The sequence below is a fragment of the Pseudofrankia sp. DC12 genome (assembly GCF_000966285.1).
Taxonomy (GTDB): domain Bacteria; phylum Actinomycetota; class Actinomycetes; order Frankiales; family Frankiaceae; genus Pseudofrankia.
On sequence record NZ_KQ031391.1, the window covers coordinates 45891 to 64327 of the forward strand.

Here is an 18437-nt window from a genome sequence, read left to right on the forward strand (position 1 = left end):
CGTCATCTTGATCGCCAGGGATGGGTCCTCCGCCCCGCGCGCGCCGTCCGCCGGTGACCTAACGGAGAAACGGTGCCGCGTCCGCCAGGTAGTCGCCGATCCGGATGCGGTGCGAGGGGTGCATACCGAGGTCCGCGATCTCGTCGAGCGTGAAGAAGGCGACGGCGGTCGACTCGTCGCTCACCGCCAGTCCGCCGCCGACGAGGGTGCACGCACAACAGATCGAGAACTGCTGGCGGACCTCGCCATTCTCGTAGGCGAAGACGTGCCCCGGGTCGGAGTAGATCCCGACGATCCGGTCGACGACGACGTCGAACCCGGTCTCCTCGCGGACCTCCCGGACGACGCAGCCGGCGAACGTCTCGCCGAGGTCCATCCCGCCGCCGGGCAGCGCCCATTCGCCGTTGTCGGCCCGCCGCTGCAGCAGGATCCGCCCGTCCTGGTCCGGCACGACCGCGCAGCCGCCGACCACCAGCGAGTTCGGCGCGGGCGCCGCGGGCACGTGGTAGTAATCGATGCGTCGCACACGGTGCATTGTCCACCGGTGTGCGCGGCGGCGGCCGTGGATTCGGCGTGGCCGGTCCCGGGCCGCACCCGCCACGGCCGGGCTGCGCCGCACCGCCGGCCTAAGGGCACCCGCCGCCCTCAGTCAGTCCGGTGGCTGCACCTCGGGCGGTGCGGGCGTCGCCTCGGCCGCGCGGAGGTCCCGGAGCAGCCCGGCGCGGACCGGGCCCGAGCCGTACCGGGCTTCAACGTGTCGGATATCCGTCCGGCCGTTCCGGACCGACCCACCGGGGCCCGATCGCGTCAGGCCAGCGGGTGGCCGGTGGTGACATCGACGTGGTCGGGAATCGACTCGTGGCGGTCGCCGACGGTCGAGGTCCCGGTTGGCTCGAAGAGGAGGACCGAGGCTCCGTCGCGAGACGACGGGCGGTGTTCGACGCCACGGGGGACAACGAAGACGGCGCCCTTCGGCAGAACCACGGCCCGTTCCCCCTCGCCGGCCTCGGTCGCACCGGCACCCGGCCCGCGCAGGGCGATCCGGAGTTCTCCATCAATGACCAGGAAGAACTCGTCGGTGTCGTCGTGGACGTGCCAGACATGCTTGCCAACAACCTTCGCGATACGCACGTCGTAGTCGTTCACCCGGGTCACGATCCGCGGGCTCCGCAGGTCCTCGAATGTCTCGAGTGCCTCCGCGAGCTTCACTGGGCCGTTCTCTTCGATGCTCACGACGTCATCATCGCGCCGCGCCGCCGGCCGCCGCCCGGCGTTGCACGAACAGGGCCGCGCCTTGCGGAAACCCGGCCGCCGCAGCGATCCGCTCCGGCGAAGGCAAACCATTTCGGGCGGCACGCCCGGCTGTACGACGCTCGTCCGCGTGAGTGCCGAGAAGCTGCTGGCCGTGTACGACGCGCAGGTCCGGGGGTCCTTCCCGAGCCGGCTGCCGGCCGGTTGGCTCGGCGAGCGGGACGGGCCGCTGACCCGGTGCCTGACCATCAACGGCGGCTTCGCCATGCTCACCGAGGACGCGGGGGGCCTCGACGGTGACGCGCTGGAGTCGCTGGTCGACCGGACCTTCGCCTACTACGACGCGCGTGGCCTCGGCTTCGAGTGGAAGACGTTCGACCACGACCGCGCGGACCCACGCCCGATGCTGACGGCCCGCGGCGCGGTGGCCGAGGCTCATGAGGCGCTGGTGCTCGGCGAGTCCGCGGCCCTCGCGGGCGTGCCGGTCCTGCCCGCCGGGCTGACCCTGCGCCAGGTCTCGGCCCGTGCCGACCTGGAACGCGTCGCGGAGCTGGCCAGCATGGTCTGGGCCGCCGACTGGTCGTGGCTCGCGGACGACCTGGAGAACCGGCTGGCCGGCGCGCGGGAGCCGGTCGAGATCTTCGCCGTCGAGGACGGCGGCGCGATGGTGAGCGCGGCCTGGCTGGTGCCGCTGGCCGGCACCCGGGTCGCGGGCCTGTGGGGCGGCAGCACGCTGGCGGCCTACCGCCGCCGCGGGCTCTACCGGGCTCTCGTCGCGCACCGCGCCGCCCGGGCCGTCGCGCTCGGCTACCCGCTGCTGCAGGTCGACGCCTCCGACGACAGCCGTCCGATCCTGCGCCGCCTCGGCCTGCACGTCGTCGGCGGAACCGTCCCCTACCTCAGCGCCGAGACCGTGAACTGACAGGGGCGCCGACGCCCGGCGCGGGCCGACTACCGGTCCGCGCCGGGCGCCACCGCCTCCAGGACGGTGTCGAGGGCGCCGTTCAGCTCGGCGCGCAGCGGCTCCGGGAGGCCGAGCGCGGATTCCCACGCGTGCAGCCGGTCGTTGACGCGACGACTGAGCGCGTCGCCGGCCGGTGTCAGCTCGACGGTGACCCGGCGCCGGTCGGACGGGTCGGGGGCCCGCAGGACCAGGCCGGCGGCGACGAGCCGGTCGAGCGTCAGGGTCATGCCGCCGCTGGTGCGCCCGAGTACCCGGCACAGCCGGCTCGGCGCGCCCCGGCCCCCCGGCGAGCGCCGGATCGCACCGATCACCAGGTAGTCCGCGACGGTCACGCCATACGGTTCGACCAGGCCGTCGAGCGCAGCCGAGACGAGCATGTTGAGCCGGACGAGGCGGGCGAGCAGGCCGGCGTGCCCGGTCAGGCCGACCTCGTCGACCCAGCCAGGCTCGCTGACGGTGGCCCCGGGGCGCGGCGGCGGGCCCGGGGTGTGCGCACCGCGGGCGACGGCCCGCCCGTTCGGCATTCTCGCGACTCTACGGATTCATTCCTTGATGCCGAACCGTTCCAGGCCGAAGGCGCGGATGGCATTGCCGCGGACGAACTTGTAGACCTCCGGTGCGGTCATGCCGGCGCCAGCGCACAGCCGGTGGGCGACGGCCAGCGAGTTCGGCCAGGTGCCGTCGGTGTGCGGGTAGTCGGTCTCGAAGACGATCTGGTCGAGGCCGACCTCGCCCCGGGACAGCAGGCCGTGCTGGTCGTCGAACAGGCAGCCGTAGACGCGCCCCGTGACGTAGCTGCTCGGCGGGTTCGGCAGCCGGGCGCCGCCGCCGACGTCGCCCTTCCAGACGAGGTCCATCCGCTCCAGCAGGTACGGCATCCAGCCGACCTGGCTCTCGGCGTAGACGATCGTCAGGCCGGGGAACCGGTCGAGCGTGCCGGAGAAGATCCAGTCGCACAGCGAGCCCTCGGCGTTCTGCGACGACAGCGACATGCTGACGGCCAGCGGCGCGTCCGGCGACGTCGAGGGCAGCGTCGAGGACGAGCCGATGTGCATCGTTACGACCGTGCCGGTCTCCTCGCAGGCCCCGAAGAGCACATCCCAGGCGCCGGAGTGGATCGAGGCGAAGCCGAGCCTGCTCGGGTTCTCCGAGAACGACACCGCGTACGAGCCCTTGGCCGCGCAGCGGCGCACCTCGGCGGCGGCGAGCGCCGGGTCCCACAGCGGGATGAGGGTGAGCGGGACCAGCCGGCCCCGGCCCGCGCCGCCGGCCCACTCGTCGATCATCCAGTCGTTGTAGATCTGGATGCAGGCGAGCGCGACCTCCTTGTCCGGCCGCTCGGAGAAGCCCTGGCCACAGAACCGGGGGAACGTGTTCGGGAAGTTGACCGCCGCCTCGACGTGGTTGGTGTCCATGTCGGCCAGGCGCGCGTCCCGGTCGTAGGTGCCGGGGCGGAAGTCCTCGTACACGGCCGGCAGGTTCTTCACCTCCGCAGGTGGGATGCCCGCGGACGCGTGCAGCAGGCCGGTCGGGTAGACGAGGTCGTCGTAGAGCCACAGGTCGCACCAGCGGCCGTCGGGGGCGCCGCGCTCGAAGCCGTAGTGGCCGCCGGAGAAGTGCAGCGTCAGCCGGTCACGGACGACCTTCGGGCCGCGGCCGCGCATCGACGCCGGGAGCTCGCGCTGCCATAACTCGCGCGGCTCCAGGATGTGGTCGTCCACCGAGATGATCTTCGGGAAGTCCTCCGGCGCCGGAGTGACGGTCCCGGGCGCGGTGCTGTCGTCGGTCACGGTCATCGGGCGGCCCCTCGGTCCCGGGCGCGGAGGCCCTGATCAGAGCTGGATTGCCGATCGCTTTCCAGAAAGCTACTTTTCACCAAGCTACCCGGCGGCCCTCTCTCTGTCAGCGGGTCGCGGACAGGAGGTAAGGCGGCATGGCGGAGCTGAAGATCGTTTCGGTGGGAGATGTCCCGTGGCACGAGGTGAAGGCGCAGGCCCATCCGGGCGGGCGGCGGGTGTCGGTATGGGAGAAGTTCCTGGAGTGGTCGCCGGAGCGGATGGCCATCTACGCCCGCTACGACCCCGGCATGGTCGTCGAACGGCATGGCCACGGCAGCGACCACTTCGTCTTCGTCCTCGCCGGTGAGGTGCTCGTCGGCGACCGGCCGTGCCCCGCTGGCACACACCTCACCCTCGAGCACGGCGCCGCGTTCGGCCCCCTGGTCGCGGGGCCTGAGGGCGCGACCCTCTACGAGGTGATGACCGGGGACCCACGCGCGCTCCCGGCCGATCCGGCAGGGTTCGCCGAGCTTCTCGCCTCCCGGGGCATCGAGCCGCTGCCCAATCCCCCGGTCCCCTGGCCCGGCTGGCTCGCCCCCCGCACCGACCACCAGGCGGGCCCGCGGGCGAGCAGTCCCGCCGGTGGTGCGGCAGCCGGAAACGACCCGCGTAGCGACCTCGGCGGGTAGCGTCGGCCGCGCGTGACCGGACGACCAGCCACCAGCTCGGGCCCGGCCGGTCCCGGGGTCGAGGAGGCACGTTCATGAGCCAGGTGGCGGCGAACCCGGCGACCGGGGCCTACCGGCAGGCCCGCGACCAGCTGGTCGCGCTCGGTCACGACTACCAGCGGGCGGTCGAGGCCTTCCGCTGGCCGGATTTGGGCGCGACCTTCAACTGGGCGGTCGACTGGTTCGACGGGGTGGCCCGGGAGCGGCCCGACGCGCTGGCGCTCGTCGTCGTCGAGGAGGACGGCCGGCGCGCGTCGCTGACCTACGCCGAGATGAGCCACCGGTCGAGCCAGGTGGCCCGATGGCTCTCCCAGGCCGGGGTCAGCCGGGGCGACCGGGTCATGCTCATGCTCGGCAACCAGGTCGAGCTCTGGGAATCGATGCTCGCGATCATGAAGCTGGGCGCGGTCATCATGCCGACGACGACCGCGCTCGGCCCGGCCGACCTCGCCGAGCGCCTCGCCCGCACCGGCGCCCGTCACGTGATCGTCGACGCGTCCAGCCGGGCCAAGTTCGACAGCCTGCGTGCCGATCCCGGCGACGCCACCCGCGCGCCACTCCCGCCAGGCAGCTTGGCGCCCGCCGGGATCGCCCCGGCCGAGCTGACGCGGGTCGTGGTGCGCGGTGACGCGGTGCCGGAACCTGGATGGCTGCGCTACGAGGACGCCTACGCGATCGCGGCGCCGAACGTCGGCCATCCCGGGACCGCGCCGGGCGACACCTTGTTGCTCTACTTCACCTCGGGCACGACCAGCCGGCCCAAGCTCGTCGAGCACACCCAGGTCTCCTACCCGGTCGGCCACCTCACGACGATGTACTGGATCGGGCTGCGGCCCGGGGACGTGCACCTCAACATCAGCTCACCGGGCTGGGCCAAGCACGCCTGGAGCTCCTTCTTCGCGCCGTGGAGCGCCGAGGCGACGATCTTCGTCTACAACTACACGCGCGGTTCGACGCGGCGGCGCTGCTCGGCCAGCTGCGCACCGAGGCCGTCTCGTCGTTCTGCGCCCCGCCGACCGTATGGCGGATGCTGATCCAGGCCGACCTGTCCGCCGGGCGGCCGGCCGCGCTGCGGGAGCTGCTCGGTGCGGGCGAACCGCTGAACCCCGAGGTCATCGAGCAGGTCCGCGCCGCCTGGGGGCTGACAATCCGCGACGGCTTCGGCCAGACCGAGATGACGCTGGCCGTCGGCAACACTCCCGGTTCGGCGGTGAAGCCGGGCTCGATGGGCCGTCCGTCGCCGGGCTACCCGGTCGTGCTCGTCGATCCGCTCACCGGGGCCGTGAACGGGGCCGAGGGCGAGATCTGCCTCGACCTGCGGCCCGCTGGCCGGCCGCTGCCGCTGATGACCGGCTACGCCGACGACCCGGCCCGCGACGCCGAGGCGAACGCCGGCGGCTTCTTCCACACCGGCGACGTCGCCAGCCGCGACGAGGACGGCTACATCACCTTCATCGGCCGCACCGACGACGTGTTCAAGGCGTCCGACTACAAGATCAGCCCGTTCGAGCTGGAAAGCGTGCTCATCGAGCATCCGGCGGTCGCCGAGGCGGCTGTCGTGCCGGCTCCGGACCCGCTGCGGCTCGCGGTGCCGAAGGCGTACGTCACCCTGAGCGCAGGGCACCCGCCGGACCGGGAGACCGCGCTGTCGATCCTGCGGTACGCCCGCGAGCACCTGACCCCGTTCCAGCGGGTCCGCCGCCTGGAGTTCGCCGAGCTGCCCAAGACGATCTCCGGCAAGATCCGCCGGGTCGACCTGCGCGAGCAGGAGACCGCGCGCTCCGACGCGGGCGGGCCGGACGCGGCCGAGTGGCGTGACGACCAGTTCCCCGAGCTCAAGGGCTGAACCGGGCCGGCCAGGGTCGTGCGGGAACGACGCGGGCGGGCCGGCGGTTGCGCAAGGGAGCGGACGAGGGCAGAGATGAGGCACTCATGACGACCACGACCGGCTCAGCTACCACGAGCGACTCGACCACCCGTACTGCGCCGGCCGCCGGCCCGACCGGCGCGGGGTCGCTGCCGGAGGCCGGCACGGCCAAGCCGTCGGCGGCGAACGCCCGCGGCCGGGTGCACGCCGAGCAGGCGCACAAGCGGGTCCGGGCGCTGCTCGGCGGCCACGTCGTCGTCGACACGATCCGGCCGGTCCTGGTCTGGGAGGGCCCGCACTACCCCGTGTACTACGTGCCCGCCGAGGACGTCCGGGCCACCCTGGAGCCGAACGGGAAGACCGTGCGGTCACCGAGCCGGGGCGACGCAGCCCGCCACGACGTGGTGATCGGCGGCCACCGGGCGCAGGACGCGGCCGGCACCTACCCCGACTCCCCGGTCCCCGAGTTCCAGGGCTTGGTCCGCCTCGACTGGGACGCGATGGACACCTGGCTGGAGGAGGACGAGATCGTCTACGGCCACGCGCGCAACCCGTATCACCGGGTCGACATCATGGCCAGCTCGCGGCACGTGACCGTCGAGATCGGCGGGGTGGCGGTCGCCGATTCGGTCCGCCCGGTGGTCCTGTTCGAGACCGGCCTGCGGCCCCGGTACTACCTGCCGCTGACCGACGTGAAGACCGAGCTGTTGCGCCCCTCCGACTCGGCCACCCACTGCCCCTACAAGGGCACCGCCGGGTATTTCTCGGTCGAGGTCGACGGCGCGGTCCACGACGACGTCGTCTGGATCTACCGCACCCCGCTGCCCGAGAGCATCAAGGTGGCCGGCCTGGTCTGCTTCTACGACGAGAAGGTCGACGTCTTCGTCGACGGCGTCCACACCTGAGCCGGGCCCTGGGGTCAGTCCCGCCGCTGGAACAGTGAGTCGGGAACCATCGCGTCGGTCCGCACGACGCGGTGCGCGAACAGCCAACGTCCCTCGGCGGGAACCAGCACGTCGCGGTAGCGGCCCCAGTGGTCGAGGCCCGCCGCGGTCAGGACCGCGAAGTAGGCCGACGCTCGAATGCGCTCCGGGGTGACCTCGTCGAACCGCAGGTTCGTCACGAAGTGCCGGACGAACGGCGGCCGGCGCGCGCCGGCGGCCGCGTCGCCGTCGGCGGCATCGTCAGCGGCGGCCGGCTCGGTCGCGCGGACGCCCGACAGGGTCCGCACGATCTCCGCCCGGCCGTGCGCGGCCCAGCCCTTGGACTCCAGCACGCCGTCGGCAGTGAAGCAGGCGGCCAGCTCGTCGAGCAGGAACCGGTCGCCGCTGTGGTTGTAGGCGGCGACAGTGTCCCGCACCTGCTCGCGAGCGATCAGTTCCCAGGGCTCCATGGCAGGTCAGCCTAGGACGCCGCCGTCCCCCAGTCGCGCGGCTTGTGCCCTAGTCGTCGTCCTCGGGCGCGAAGCCGGCCAGAGCGGTGACCGGGGGGATGAAGTAGTAGGCGCCGCTGACCGGGGTCGTGTAGAGGGTCAGCGCGTCCCGGAGGCCATCCTCGGTGGCGCCGGCCATGCGCCGAAGCATCAGGTCGAGGATGCGCTGCTGGGCGGCGAAGCCGACGAACATCGTGCCGTGGTCGGTCGCGGTGCCGTACGCGACGTTGCGGCGGAAGATCTTCAGCTCCTCGCCGTCCTCCTCGACCACGTTGCGGGAGACGTGCGACGTCGCCGGCATGACGTCCTCGGCCAGCTCGACGCTGTCGGCCTTGGTCCGGCCGATCACCTTCTCCTGCTCGGCGACGGGCAGCGCCTCCCAGCTGCCGGTGGCGTGCGTCCACTTCTGGTAGAGGAGAACGCTGCCGCCGGCACCGGGCCCGTCTGCGACGATCACGACGCCCGGCGCGTCCAGCAGCGACGGGTTCTCGGTGCCGTCGACGAAGCCGGTCAGGTCCCGGTTGTGCGCGTAGACCCAGCCACCGGTCTCGGTGGCGACCGTGGCCACGTCGACGACCGCGGCGAGCACGTCGCGGGAGTTCGTGTAGACCGTGGTCCGATCGCTGCCGGCGATCCACAGCCAGGCGTCATGCTGGGTGGCGGGCATCTGGAAGCCGTCGGCGCCGACGATCGGCGTGTTGAACCCGGTGACGCCGGCTGGCAGCCCAGCGGCCACGGCCTCGGCCCACAGCTCGGGCCGGAAACCGGCGACGAGGTTGACGCCGCCACCGGTCGACAACGGGCCGGCGAGACCGGCGACCGCCTTCACGAGGTCGACGGCGGACGCGCCGTCGACGAGGTCCAGTTCCAGGTAGCTGTGCTCCGGCGCGCCCAGCCCGAAGATCCCCGCTTGCGTCACGTGCCCATCCGCTCCCTCCGCTGGCGGCCTTCGGCCGCGCGCGCGTTCCGACACGGGCTCCCCGGGGCGTCGACGGCCGCGCACGCCCGGACACCTGGCGCGGGGGCACCCAGCGCCGACGCTACACAGCGCCCGACGAGGTCCGCCGGGGGCATGGAGATCGTCACGGCGACGTCGGCGCGGGCAATCGGGCCCGAGCGCACCGGGCGCCGCGGATTGGCCGTCGTGGCCGCTGGAAGCCGGGTACTCCCAGGTCTCTGGGCAAGATCTGGGCGGCTGCCAAACCATCCGCCGGATATCGACCGCCAGGCGGCTCGGCGCGCCATGATGGCCTCGAGCCGACATCCCGCCGGGGAGGGGCGATCATGGGTAGGCAGTAGGAACCGATCGCGAGCAGGCCGTACATGCCGGGCTATGGGACGCTGCCGGCCGAAGAGGGCGGCGGTCTGCTGCCGTGGAGCTGGGCGGTCGAACGACTGGCCGCGTCGAACGACTGGCCGCGTCGCACGACTACTGGCTGGCCACGGTCCGGCCGGACGGGCGCCCGCATGTCATGCCGGTCTGGGGCGTCTGGCTCGGCGACGCCCTGTGGTTCAGCTCCGGCGAGGCGTCCCGCAAGGCCCGCAACCTCTCGATCCGCCCCTTCGCGACGCTCACCACCGACAACGCGGCCGAACCCGTCATGGTCGAGGGCCGTACCGACCGGATTCGCGCGCCACCACGATCGGCCGTGTTCACCGCCGCGGTGAACACGAAGTACCGGACCGACTATCCAGTCGCATTCTTCTCCGCCAACGCGACCTTCCGGCTGCGCCCCAGCACCGCCTTCGCCCTCACCGACTCCAACTTCACCGGCTCGCCGACCCGCTGGGCGTTCGCGTAGTCGACGGGCGTCGCCGTGGCGCGGGACGGCTTGGGCGGCTCGCGGCGTTACGGTCCAGGACGACCGGACGGCGCGGTGCTCTCCCGCCCGCGGCGTTGGGCGTCCGAACCCGTGCTGGCATCCGAGAGCGAGGAGCGTTCCGATGAGCTGGAACGACACCGTCATTGCCGAGTTCCGCGCGAACCACGGCGAGGTGACGACCGGTGGTTTCGGCCGGGCCCTGGTGCTGCTGCACAGCGTCGGGGCGAAGAGCGGTGTGGAACGGGTGAACCCGGTGCTCGGGCGCCGTTCCGGGGACGGCTGGGTCGTCGCCGCGTCGTTCGCCGGAGCGCCCTCGCACCCGGCCTGGTACCACAACCTGGTCGCCCACCCGGACACCACGATCGAGACCGCCGATCAGGGGACCGTGCCGGTCACTGCCAGCGAGCTCACCGGGCCCGACTACGACCGTGAATGGGCCGGCTTCGTCGGGCAGTCGCAGACCTTCGCCGAATACCAGAAGAAGGCGGGCGACCGGAAGATCCCGCTGGTCCGCCTGCGCCGACGCGGCTGAGCCAGCCGTAGCACCGTCTGACGGCCGTCGCGCGATTCCTCTGGCGGGAGGCCCCCGGCGGCGGCGGCCGGGCTCCGGCATGTTCTCCTTCTGCCCTGGTTTCGGTGGCTCGCCGGGAGCCCGCGTCGCACGCTTGGATCAACCAAGTCGCCGGCCGCAATGCACTCTCGAGTGGAGCGCGAGAACGGACAAAAGGGCGTATTGCTTTCTTGCCGGAGCCCTGCCGGCGGCGGTCGGGCATTCCGGAGAGACGACCCGGGATAGCACTTCACCGAGGTATATCTCGCCGCTTCGGCACGGGTGGGCGGAACGCCGGTGACCGGGCTGACGAACCCGAGACCGGGCCGTGACGAATCCCAGGCCAGGCGGGTGGCCGGGGTGACGATGGGCACCTGACAGCGCTGTCCCACCGGCCGAAGGAAGGTTTTATGTCCAGGCGCCTTTTCACGTCCGAATCCGTTACCGAGGGCCATCCCGACAAAGCGGCCGACCAGGTCAGCGACGCCCTGCTGGACGCCTATCTGGCCGCCGACCGGTGGTCCCGGGTGGCGGTCGAGACGCTCGTCGCGAACGGGAGGGTGCACGTCGCCGGCGAGGTGACGAGCGACGCCGACGTGGACGTCGTCGGCACGGTGCGGCGCACGCTCGCCGACATCGGGTATGACGCGGCGACCGGCTTCGACGCGGCGAAGGTCGACGTGCTGGTGTCCATCGGCCAGCAGTCGCTGGACATCGCCCAGGGTGTCGACAACGCCTACGAGACCCGTACCGGGCTGGGACCGTCAGCCCAGCGCGGCGCGCGCGGGACCAATAGCCGGGCCGACGACCTCTCCCGCCAGGGCGCCGGCGACCAGGGAATCATGTTCGGCTACGCCAGCGACGAGACACCCGCCCTGATGCCGCTGCCCATCACGCTCGCGCACCGGCTGGCGATCCGGCTCGCCGCCGTCCGGCACGACCAGTCCCTGCCGTACCTGCGCCCGGACGGCAAGACCCAGGTGACGATCGAGTACGACGGCGACCGGCCGGCGCGGCTGGACACGGTCGTCGTCTCGGCCCACCACGAGCCGGGACTGGACCTCGACGGCCGGCTCGCCCCGGACATCCGCGCCCACGTCGTCGAGCCGGAGCTCAAGCGCCTCGCCGAGGAGCTCGGCGGCCGGGCCGGACTGGAGGTCGACGGCTACCGGCTGCTGGTGAACCCGACCGGCCGCTTCGAGCTCGGCGGCCCCGCGGCCGACGCGGGCCTCACCGGCCGCAAGATCATTATTGACACCTACGGCGGGTCGGCGCGCCACGGCGGCGGGGCGTTCTCGGGCAAGGACCCGTCGAAGGTCGACCGGTCGGCGGCCTACGCGCTGCGCTGGGTGGCCCGCAACGTGGTGACGGCCGGCCTCGCCCGCCGGGTGGAGCTGCAGGTCGCGTACGCGATCGGCAAGGCCGAGCCGGTCGGCCTCTTCGTCGAGACGTTCGGGACCGAGCAGGTCTCCCCCGAGGTGATCCAGCGTGCCGTGGGCGAGGTCTTCGACCTCCGCCCGGCAGCGATCATCCGCGACCTCGACCTGCTGCGCCCGGTCTACCGGCAGACCGCCGCGTACGGCCACTTCGGCCGCCCGCTGCCCGACTGCACCTGGGAGCGGTCCGACCGCGCCGCCGCCCTGCGCGCTGCCACGGGCATCTAGAAGACACCGCTGGGGAGCCGCCGGCCCGGGGGATGCAACCTCGCCCGGGCCGGCGGCCGTCAATGGAAGCCGTCCAGAAGGGCGCTTGCGCGCCCGCTGGACGGCTTCCGGGTTCGGCGCTTCGCGCCCCTCCCAGCCTTTTGCGATGGTTGGCGAAAAGGAACGAGGGCGGGCGCCTGTCCAGGGCCAGGACGATGGTGCGTTCCGCTGTGTGGGCGGCGGGTTTGGCGCTTCGCGTCTCCCCACCCGTCCGGGTGGGTCCCGAGTGTGCGGTCCGGGTGGGTTTGACGGCGGGGGGTCAGTGGCGGCCGGCGGCCTCGACGAGCTCGGTCAGGACGCCACCGAGGCCTTTCGGGTGGATGAACGCGATCCGGCTGTCCGAGGTGCCGTGCACCGGCGTCTTGTTCACCAGGTCGAAGCCGCTGACGGTGAGCGAGGCCAGCGCCGCGTCGATGTCGTGGACGCCGTAGGCGATGTGGTGGATGCCCGGGCCACGCTTGGCCAGGAACTTGCCCACCGGGGTGTCGTCGCGGATCGGCTCGAGCAGCTGGACATAGGAGCCGCCGGTGTCCCCGTCATGGACGAGCAGCATCGCCTCGCGCACGCCCTGGCGGTCGTTGGTCTCCTGGTGCACGCACTTCAGGTTGAAGGCCTGCTCGTAGATCGGGATGGTGTCCGCAAGGGAGGCCACCGCAATCCCGACGTGATCGATCCTCGTCAGCACGCCGGTAGCGTCTCCCGGCGCCGTCGGCGCAGTCCACCGTTGCCGGCGTGACACGCGCGACTACCGCGCCGTCCGCACCCTTTCCGCTGGTCTTCGCCGCGCTATTTCGCAGGACGCCGCATCCGACCCGTTCGGGCTGCTCCTGTCGGCAATCGGATGTCGCGGCACTGGGCCGAACCGGACTCCGCGGGCATAATGTTCGGTCGCGCGGCCAATCGAAGGAGCAGGGCCCGAAGGAGCATCGAAGGAGCACGGTGGACGGCAGCAGGCACCGACAGCGCGGGAATGCCGCGCGCACGGCGGTGCGCGGTCTGGTCGTCGGGCCACGGGCATGGCGGCTGCTGTGCACGCTGGCCGCCGCCGCGGCGGTCGCGCTCGGCATCCTGGGCCAGTGGCGAATGGACCGGGCCGCGCACGTCCCCGGCTCTTTCGGGAACCATTTCCTGGACCTGTTGTACGGCGCGCTCGGCCTGTTCGTCTTCCAGCCGCCCGCCCTGCCCGACACCGCCCTCTCCGTCCCGCTGCAGGTAGCCCGGTTCCTGGCGCCGGCGGCGACGCTCTACGCGCTCGCGGACGTGCTGGTGCTGCCGACGGCCCGGCTGCGGGCCCGCCTCGCCAGCGGCCATGTCGTCGTGTGCGGCTCCGGTCCGGGCGCGCTCGCGCTGGTGGCGAAGCTGCGGGCGGCCCGGATTCGGGTGGTACTCGTCGCCGAGCACGGGAGGGCGGACCTGGTCGACCTGGTCGGCGGTGACGGGGTGACGGTGCTCGTCGGCGACCCGGCCAACGAGGCGCTGCTGCGCTCGGCCGGCGTCGGGCGGGCCCAGCGGCTCTACGTCACCGGCCCGGCGACCGGGCACAACGGCGCCGTCGTCACCGCCGCCCAGACCGTCGCCAGGGCGGCGGGCCGCGCCGGGGCCAGCCCGCTGCGCTGCCTCGTCGAGGAGTCCGACCCGGACGTGCTCGACGCGATGTGGATGCTGCTGCTGCGCCGCCCGCCGAGCGACCCGGTCACCATCGAGTTCTACAACCCGGCCCGGCTGGGGGCCCGGCTGCTGCTCGACGAGGTCCAGCCCCGCTGGGACCCGGTCGGCGCGGAGCCGGTCGTGGTGGCCGGGCTGTCCACGTTCGGGCGCGAGCTGATCGTGGAGATGGCCCGCCGCAGGCACCGGGCGCTCGGGCACGGCGCGGCGCGGCTTCCGGTCGTCGTCGTCGACGAGCACGCGACAGTCCTCGTCGACCGGCTCTGCCGGCGATATGCCGTCGTTGAAAACATGCTCGACCTCGCCCACGAGGAGAGCGATGTGGACGCCCTCGGGCTCGACCAGCTCGTCCACCCCAGCCTTCCCGGCGCCTACGTCACCCAGATCTTCGTCTGCTACGCGGACGCCGAGCTGGCGCTGCGCAAGGCGCTCGCGACATCCCGGCCACCGACGCGCCGGTCGGTGGTGGTCCGGGTCGACCGGATGAGCCCACTGGGCGAGGCGCTCCGCCCGGGCAGCGCGGAAAGGCAAGGCCCGATGGCCGCCCTCTACGACGATCTCGACTTCTTTCCCGAGCGGGAGCGGGCGTGCGACCCGGACGACGCGCCCGACGACCGGCTGGAGGCGTGGGCGGAGGCGATCCACCAGGACTACTGCCGGCAGCGGCTGGAGACCGGCGAGGTGCGCGACGACAACGAGGCGCTGGTCGCGTGGGAGAACCTGCCGGAGAAGTACCGGTCGAACAACTACGACCAGGCCCGCGACATCGAGACCAAGCTGCGCCTGATCGGCTGCGCCAGCGCGCGGATGGACTCCGGGGGCGAGGAGTTCGCGTTCACGCCCGACGAGGTGGACCGGCTGTCCCGGTGGGAGCATGAGCGCTGGATGCACAACCGGGTCGCGCACGGCTGGACCTTCGGCGAGGTCCGGGACAACGACAGGCTGTTGCATCCGGACATCCGGCCGTACGACGAGCTGTCGGCGGAGACGAAGGAGAAGGACGCCCAGATGGTGCGGCTGATCCCGGAGCTGCTCTCCGGCGCCGGCTACCGTGTGGTCCGGTTCCCGACCCCGGCCACGGCCGGCTGACACCACCGAGGACTGCGCTCGCGTGACGAACTCCCCCGTGCCAGCTACCCGCCGCGCGCAGCCAGGCGCGCCCGTTGGACCGCGTCCCGGGCCGGCCGCGTGACGGTCCTGCCGATCAGGGTGCTCGGCGACCCGGTGCTGCGCACGCCCGCCGAGCCGGTGACGATCTTCGACGCCAAACTGCGCCGCCTTGTCGACGACATGATCGAGACGATGTACGCGGCGCCCGGGGTGGGGCTCGCCGCGCCGCAGGTCGGCGTCGGGCTGCGGCTGTTCGTCTTCGACACCGACTGGCAGCCGAACCGGCCCGACCGGCACGAGGACGAGACCGACCCGCAGGCCGCGGACCGGCCGCGCGGGCGCCTGCCGCGGGTCGTCGCGAACCCGGTGCTGGAGCTCGGCCCGGGTGAGCAGCAGGACCAGGAGGGCTGCCTGTCGATCCCCGGCCTGCACTACGCGACGGCCCGGGCGGCGGCCGCGGCGGTCCGCGGCGTCGACGCGGCCGGCGACCCGGTCGAGTACGCCGGCACGGGCCTGCTGGCGCGCTGCCTGCAGCACGAGACCGACCATCTCGCCGGCACCCTTTACCTCGACCGGCTGACCGGCCTGACCCGCCGCTCGGCGCAGCGGGCGCTGCGCGACGCGGCCTTCGTCACGCCGGATCCCGCCGGCGACGGCGCCGACGGGCCGGGCGGTTTCCTCAGCGCCCTGCGCCGCCGCTGACCGGACGGCCTGCCGGTTTCCGTATCGTGCCAAGGCATGACCATCGACCTGCGCAGCGACACGGTGACCCAGCCGACGGACGGGATGCGCCGGGCGATGGCCGCCGCCGAGGTCGGTGACGACGTCTACGGCGAGGACCCGTCGGTCCGGGCGCTGGAGGAGTACGGCGCCGGTCTGCTCGGGCATGAGGCGGCGCTGTTCGTGCCGAGCGGGACGATGGGCAACTTCTGCGCGCTGCGCGCGAACGCCGAGTTCGGCACCGAGGTGCTCGCGGACGCCGAGGCGCATGTCGTCACCTATGAGCTGGGCGGGCTGGCCGTGCTCGGCGGCGTGCAGACCCGGACGCTCACGGGCCTCGCCCTGGACCTGGACCCGGCGGTGATCGCCGAGCAGATCCGGCCCGGCGCCCGCACCTGGCCGACCCGGCCGCGGCCGGCACCGGTGAGCCATTCGATGGTGGCGACGAGCGTGGTCGCCGTGGAGGACACCTGGGCCCGCGGCGGGGGCCGCATCCTGCCCGTGGAGCGGCTGGAGCGGCTGCGCGCCATCACGGACGCCGCCGAGGTGGTGCTGCACTGCGACGGCGCCCGGCTCTGGAACGCCGCGGTCGGCCTCGGCGTCGAGCCGAGCCAGCTGGGCCAGCTGTTCGGGACGCTGTCGGTGTGCCTGTCGAAGGGGCTGGGCGCGCCGGTCGGGTCGCTCGTCGTCGGCGACGCGGCGCCCGTCGCCCGGGCCCGGGTGTGGCGCAAGCGGCTCGGCGGCGGGATGCGCCAGGCCGGGGTGCTCGCCGCCGCGGGTCTGTACGCGCTGCGCCACCACCTGGACCGGCTGGCCGACGACCACCGGCGGGCCGCGGCCCTGGCCGCGGTGCTCGCCGACGCCGCGCCCGGCTGCGTCGAGCCGAAGCACGTCGACACCAACATGATCTTCCTACGGGTCGACGACGCAACCACCTTCCTGGCCCGGGCTCGGGAGCAGGGGGTTCTCGTCGGCGCCTCCGGGCCCCGCGAGGTCCGCCTCCTGACCCACCTGGACGTGGACGACGCGGACATCCGCGCGGCCGGCGACGTCCTCGCCCGGTTGCTCGCCGGCTGACCACCGGGCCGCGTGGCCGGGGCTGCGCCACGGAGTGACGGCCCAGCGCGCCTGAACGGGCCAGCGGGCCGGGCCTGGGACGGCCACGGCACGCGCCAGGTCGGCGGAAACGGGTCCGGCGCGCCGTTTCGGCCGCAGAATCGCCCTCATGACGTCTCCTGCGCCCGCGTCCCCGGACGGCACGGTCCCGGCGGGCCCGAACGCGCAGGACACGGACGCGCAGGGCACGGACGCGCAGGGCACGGACGCGCAGGGCACCCCGGCGCAGGACCCGGGCGGGCCCGGCGCCGCTGGGCTGCACGCGGTCGCGCGGGGCACGGTCGCACGGGGCTTCGAGGCGGTGCGGGCGGCGTTCGAGCGGGTGCTGGCCGAGGCGACCGGCACGGGCTCTGCCGTCGCCGCCTGGCACGACGGGGCCTGGGTCGTCGACCTGTGGGGCGGCCGGGCCGACGCCGCCGGCACGACCGGGTGGGACCGCGACAGCATCGTCATGCCGTACTCGGTGACGAAGCCGTTCGCGGCCGTCTGCGCGCTGCTGCTCGTCGAACGCGGCCAGCTCGACCTCGAAGCGCGGGTCAGCCACTACTGGCCCGGCTTCACCGCGCCGGCGACGGTCCGCCATGTGCTCGCCCACCAGGCCGGCCTGGTGGCGTTGGAGACGCGGCTGCCGACCGCGGCGCTGTTCGACTGGGAGCTGATCTGCGCCGAGCTCGCCGCCACCGCGCCGCTGTGGACGCCGGGCACCGCGCACGGCGAGAGCGCGCTGTTCTACGGCCACCTCGTCGGCGAGCTGGTCCGCCGCGTCGACGGGCGGGGGCTCGGGGAGTTCCTGCGCGCCCAGGTGTGCGGGCCGCTGGGCCTGGACTTCGCCGTCGGCCTCGGGCCGGCGCAGCAGCGGCGGTGTGTCGAGCTCACCGGCCTGGACGCCGACTTCCGCGCGCGGACGGCGGCCACCCGCCCCGAGACCTACCGGCGCGCGGTCGGGAACCCGCCGGGCGTCCAGGACGGTGCTGTCGTGAACAGCGCGCGGCTGCGGGCCGCCGAGATCCCGGCGGTCAACGGCCACGGGACGGCGCGCGCCGTCGCCGGGCTGTACGCGGCGCTGCTGTCCGGGCGGCTGCTCGGGCCGGGCCTGCTCGCCGAGGCGTCGACGGCCCAGTGCTCGGGTGTCGACCGGGTGATGGGCGGGGCGAACGCCTGGGGGCTCGGCTTCGGCGTCGACGACGACGGGTTCGGCATGGGCGGGCTGGGTGGCAGCCTCGGCTGGGCCAGCCGGGACGGCCGCTACGCCTACGCCTTCCTGACCGGCTCGATGGGTGACCACGCCCGCTCGACCGCGGTGGAGAACACGCTGCGAGACTGCCTCGGGCTCGCGCCGCTCCCCCAGTGACGGGCCGCGCGCGAGGCGGCGGTCACGGCGCCTGCCTGCGGGCGGCGCCGGCCCGATAGCATCGGCGCAGGGCGGACGACCGCCCACCTGGCGCAGGCACGCACGGAGGGTCCACTGGTGAGCGACACGCACGAGGCGCACCGCGCCAAGCCCCTGTCCTGGGTGATGGTCGCGGTCATCACCATCGGCACCGTCGTCGGGACGTTCGGCGTCTGCCTGGCGTCCTGGCCGGTCTCGATCATCGGGGCCGCCGTGGTGGTCCTCGGTGCCGTCATCGCCCTGGCCACCGGGATCATGGAGGACGTCGACGAGGCGGCCAGCCGCGACCTGTGGCCGATCGGCGGGCGCGACCGCCGCGAGATCTCCGCCTGAGTCCCGG

General features: G+C 73.3%; 20 protein-coding genes. 13 read left to right on the top strand and 7 right to left on the bottom strand.

The annotated features are described in order from the left end of the window. Positions 1–58 precede the first annotated feature (58 nt). Positions 59–526, bottom strand: a complete 468-nt coding sequence (locus FRADC12_RS00170) for an NUDIX hydrolase (protein WP_045875095.1) — start codon at positions 524–526, stop codon at positions 59–61. Positions 527–807: 281 nt separating this feature from the next. Continuing rightward, complete coding sequence (locus FRADC12_RS00175) at positions 808–1233, bottom strand: cupin domain-containing protein (protein ID WP_045875096.1); 426 nt, start codon at positions 1231–1233, stop codon at positions 808–810. 148 nt (positions 1234–1381) lie between these two features. Between FRADC12_RS00175 and FRADC12_RS00180 the strand changes: the two genes are divergently transcribed. Next, on the top strand, positions 1382–2173 hold the full coding sequence (locus FRADC12_RS00180) for a GNAT family N-acetyltransferase (RefSeq protein ID WP_045875097.1): 792 nt from the start codon (positions 1382–1384) through the stop codon (positions 2171–2173). Between the two features lie 29 nt (positions 2174–2202). Here the strand turns inward: FRADC12_RS00180 and FRADC12_RS00185 are convergent, their stop codons facing one another. After that, positions 2203–2739 carry a MarR family winged helix-turn-helix transcriptional regulator gene (locus FRADC12_RS00185; RefSeq protein ID WP_045875098.1) on the bottom strand — a complete coding sequence of 179 codons (537 nt, stop codon included), beginning with the start codon at positions 2737–2739 and terminating at the stop codon, positions 2203–2205. Positions 2740–2757: 18 nt separating this feature from the next. Next, positions 2758–4011 carry an amidohydrolase family protein gene (locus tag FRADC12_RS00190; RefSeq protein ID WP_045875099.1) on the bottom strand — a complete coding sequence of 418 codons (1254 nt, stop codon included), beginning with the start codon at positions 4009–4011 and terminating at the stop codon, positions 2758–2760. A gap of 137 nt (positions 4012–4148) precedes the next feature. Between FRADC12_RS00190 and FRADC12_RS00195 the strand changes: the two genes are divergently transcribed. The 4 genes from FRADC12_RS00195 (at position 4149) to FRADC12_RS00205 (ending at position 7493) form a co-directional block, all read left to right on the top strand. After that, the gene (locus tag FRADC12_RS00195) at positions 4149–4682 is read left to right on the top strand and encodes a cupin domain-containing protein (RefSeq protein ID WP_045875100.1); all 534 of its coding nucleotides are present in this window, start codon (positions 4149–4151) and stop codon (positions 4680–4682) included. Positions 4683–4756: 74 nt separating this feature from the next. Further along, complete coding sequence (locus FRADC12_RS34655; protein WP_283215111.1) at positions 4757–5755, top strand: AMP-binding protein; 999 nt, start codon at positions 4757–4759, stop codon at positions 5753–5755. Then, the gene (locus FRADC12_RS34660) at positions 5698–6567 is read left to right on the top strand and encodes an AMP-binding protein (RefSeq protein WP_283215135.1); all 870 of its coding nucleotides are present in this window, start codon (positions 5698–5700) and stop codon (positions 6565–6567) included. The genes FRADC12_RS34655 and FRADC12_RS34660 overlap by 58 nt, the downstream gene beginning before the upstream one ends. 86 nt (positions 6568–6653) lie before the next feature. Next, entirely contained in the window at positions 6654–7493 is an 840-nt protein-coding gene (locus FRADC12_RS00205; RefSeq protein ID WP_084010357.1) for a DUF427 domain-containing protein, read from the top strand. Positions 7494–7507: 14 nt separating this feature from the next. Here FRADC12_RS00205 and FRADC12_RS00210 read toward each other — a convergent pair whose 3' ends face one another. Further along, entirely contained in the window at positions 7508–7981 is a 474-nt protein-coding gene (locus FRADC12_RS00210) for a nuclear transport factor 2 family protein (protein WP_045875101.1), read from the bottom strand. A 49-nt stretch (positions 7982–8030) separates the two neighbouring features. After that, positions 8031–8939, bottom strand: coding sequence for a Dyp-type peroxidase (locus tag FRADC12_RS00215; protein ID WP_045875102.1), 909 nt, complete (start codon positions 8937–8939; stop codon positions 8031–8033). Positions 8940–9393: 454 nt separating this feature from the next. Between FRADC12_RS00215 and FRADC12_RS00220 the strand changes: the two genes are divergently transcribed. The 3 genes from FRADC12_RS00220 to metK all read left to right on the top strand — a co-directional run bounded on the left by FRADC12_RS00220 (position 9394) and on the right by metK (position 12057). Beyond that, complete coding sequence (locus FRADC12_RS00220; RefSeq protein WP_232303499.1) at positions 9394–9822, top strand: pyridoxamine 5'-phosphate oxidase family protein; 429 nt, start codon at positions 9394–9396, stop codon at positions 9820–9822. 142 nt (positions 9823–9964) lie between these two features. Continuing rightward, positions 9965–10375 carry a nitroreductase/quinone reductase family protein gene (locus FRADC12_RS00225; RefSeq protein WP_045875103.1) on the top strand — a complete coding sequence of 137 codons (411 nt, stop codon included), beginning with the start codon at positions 9965–9967 and terminating at the stop codon, positions 10373–10375. 428 nt (positions 10376–10803) lie between these two features. Further along, the gene (gene metK, locus FRADC12_RS00230; protein ID WP_045875104.1) at positions 10804–12057 is read left to right on the top strand and encodes a methionine adenosyltransferase; all 1254 of its coding nucleotides are present in this window, start codon (positions 10804–10806) and stop codon (positions 12055–12057) included. 298 nt (positions 12058–12355) lie between these two features. On the opposite strand, the gene mce is transcribed toward metK, so the two are convergent. Further along, positions 12356–12781: a methylmalonyl-CoA epimerase gene (gene mce / locus FRADC12_RS00235; protein WP_045875105.1), complete on the bottom strand. Its 426-nt coding sequence runs from the start codon at positions 12779–12781 to the stop codon at positions 12356–12358. A gap of 254 nt (positions 12782–13035) precedes the next feature. On the opposite strand from mce, the gene FRADC12_RS00240 reads away from it, so the two are divergent. From FRADC12_RS00240 to FRADC12_RS00260, 5 genes are all read left to right on the top strand, one after another. Beyond that, positions 13036–14850: a RyR domain-containing protein gene (locus FRADC12_RS00240; RefSeq protein ID WP_045875106.1), complete on the top strand. Its 1815-nt coding sequence runs from the start codon at positions 13036–13038 to the stop codon at positions 14848–14850. A 99-nt stretch (positions 14851–14949) separates the two neighbouring features. Then, a complete protein-coding gene (locus FRADC12_RS00245; RefSeq protein WP_045875107.1) occupies positions 14950–15573 on the top strand; it encodes a peptide deformylase in 624 nt (207 codons plus the stop codon). 36 nt (positions 15574–15609) lie between these two features. Next, positions 15610–16668, top strand: a complete 1059-nt coding sequence (locus FRADC12_RS00250; protein WP_045875108.1) for a threonine aldolase family protein — start codon at positions 15610–15612, stop codon at positions 16666–16668. A 148-nt stretch (positions 16669–16816) separates the two neighbouring features. Next, the gene (locus tag FRADC12_RS00255) at positions 16817–18058 is read left to right on the top strand and encodes a serine hydrolase domain-containing protein (RefSeq protein WP_232303500.1); all 1242 of its coding nucleotides are present in this window, start codon (positions 16817–16819) and stop codon (positions 18056–18058) included. Between the two features lie 117 nt (positions 18059–18175). Beyond that, positions 18176–18430 carry an HGxxPAAW family protein gene (locus tag FRADC12_RS00260; protein WP_045875109.1) on the top strand — a complete coding sequence of 85 codons (255 nt, stop codon included), beginning with the start codon at positions 18176–18178 and terminating at the stop codon, positions 18428–18430. The last annotated feature ends 7 nt before the right edge of the window (positions 18431–18437 follow it).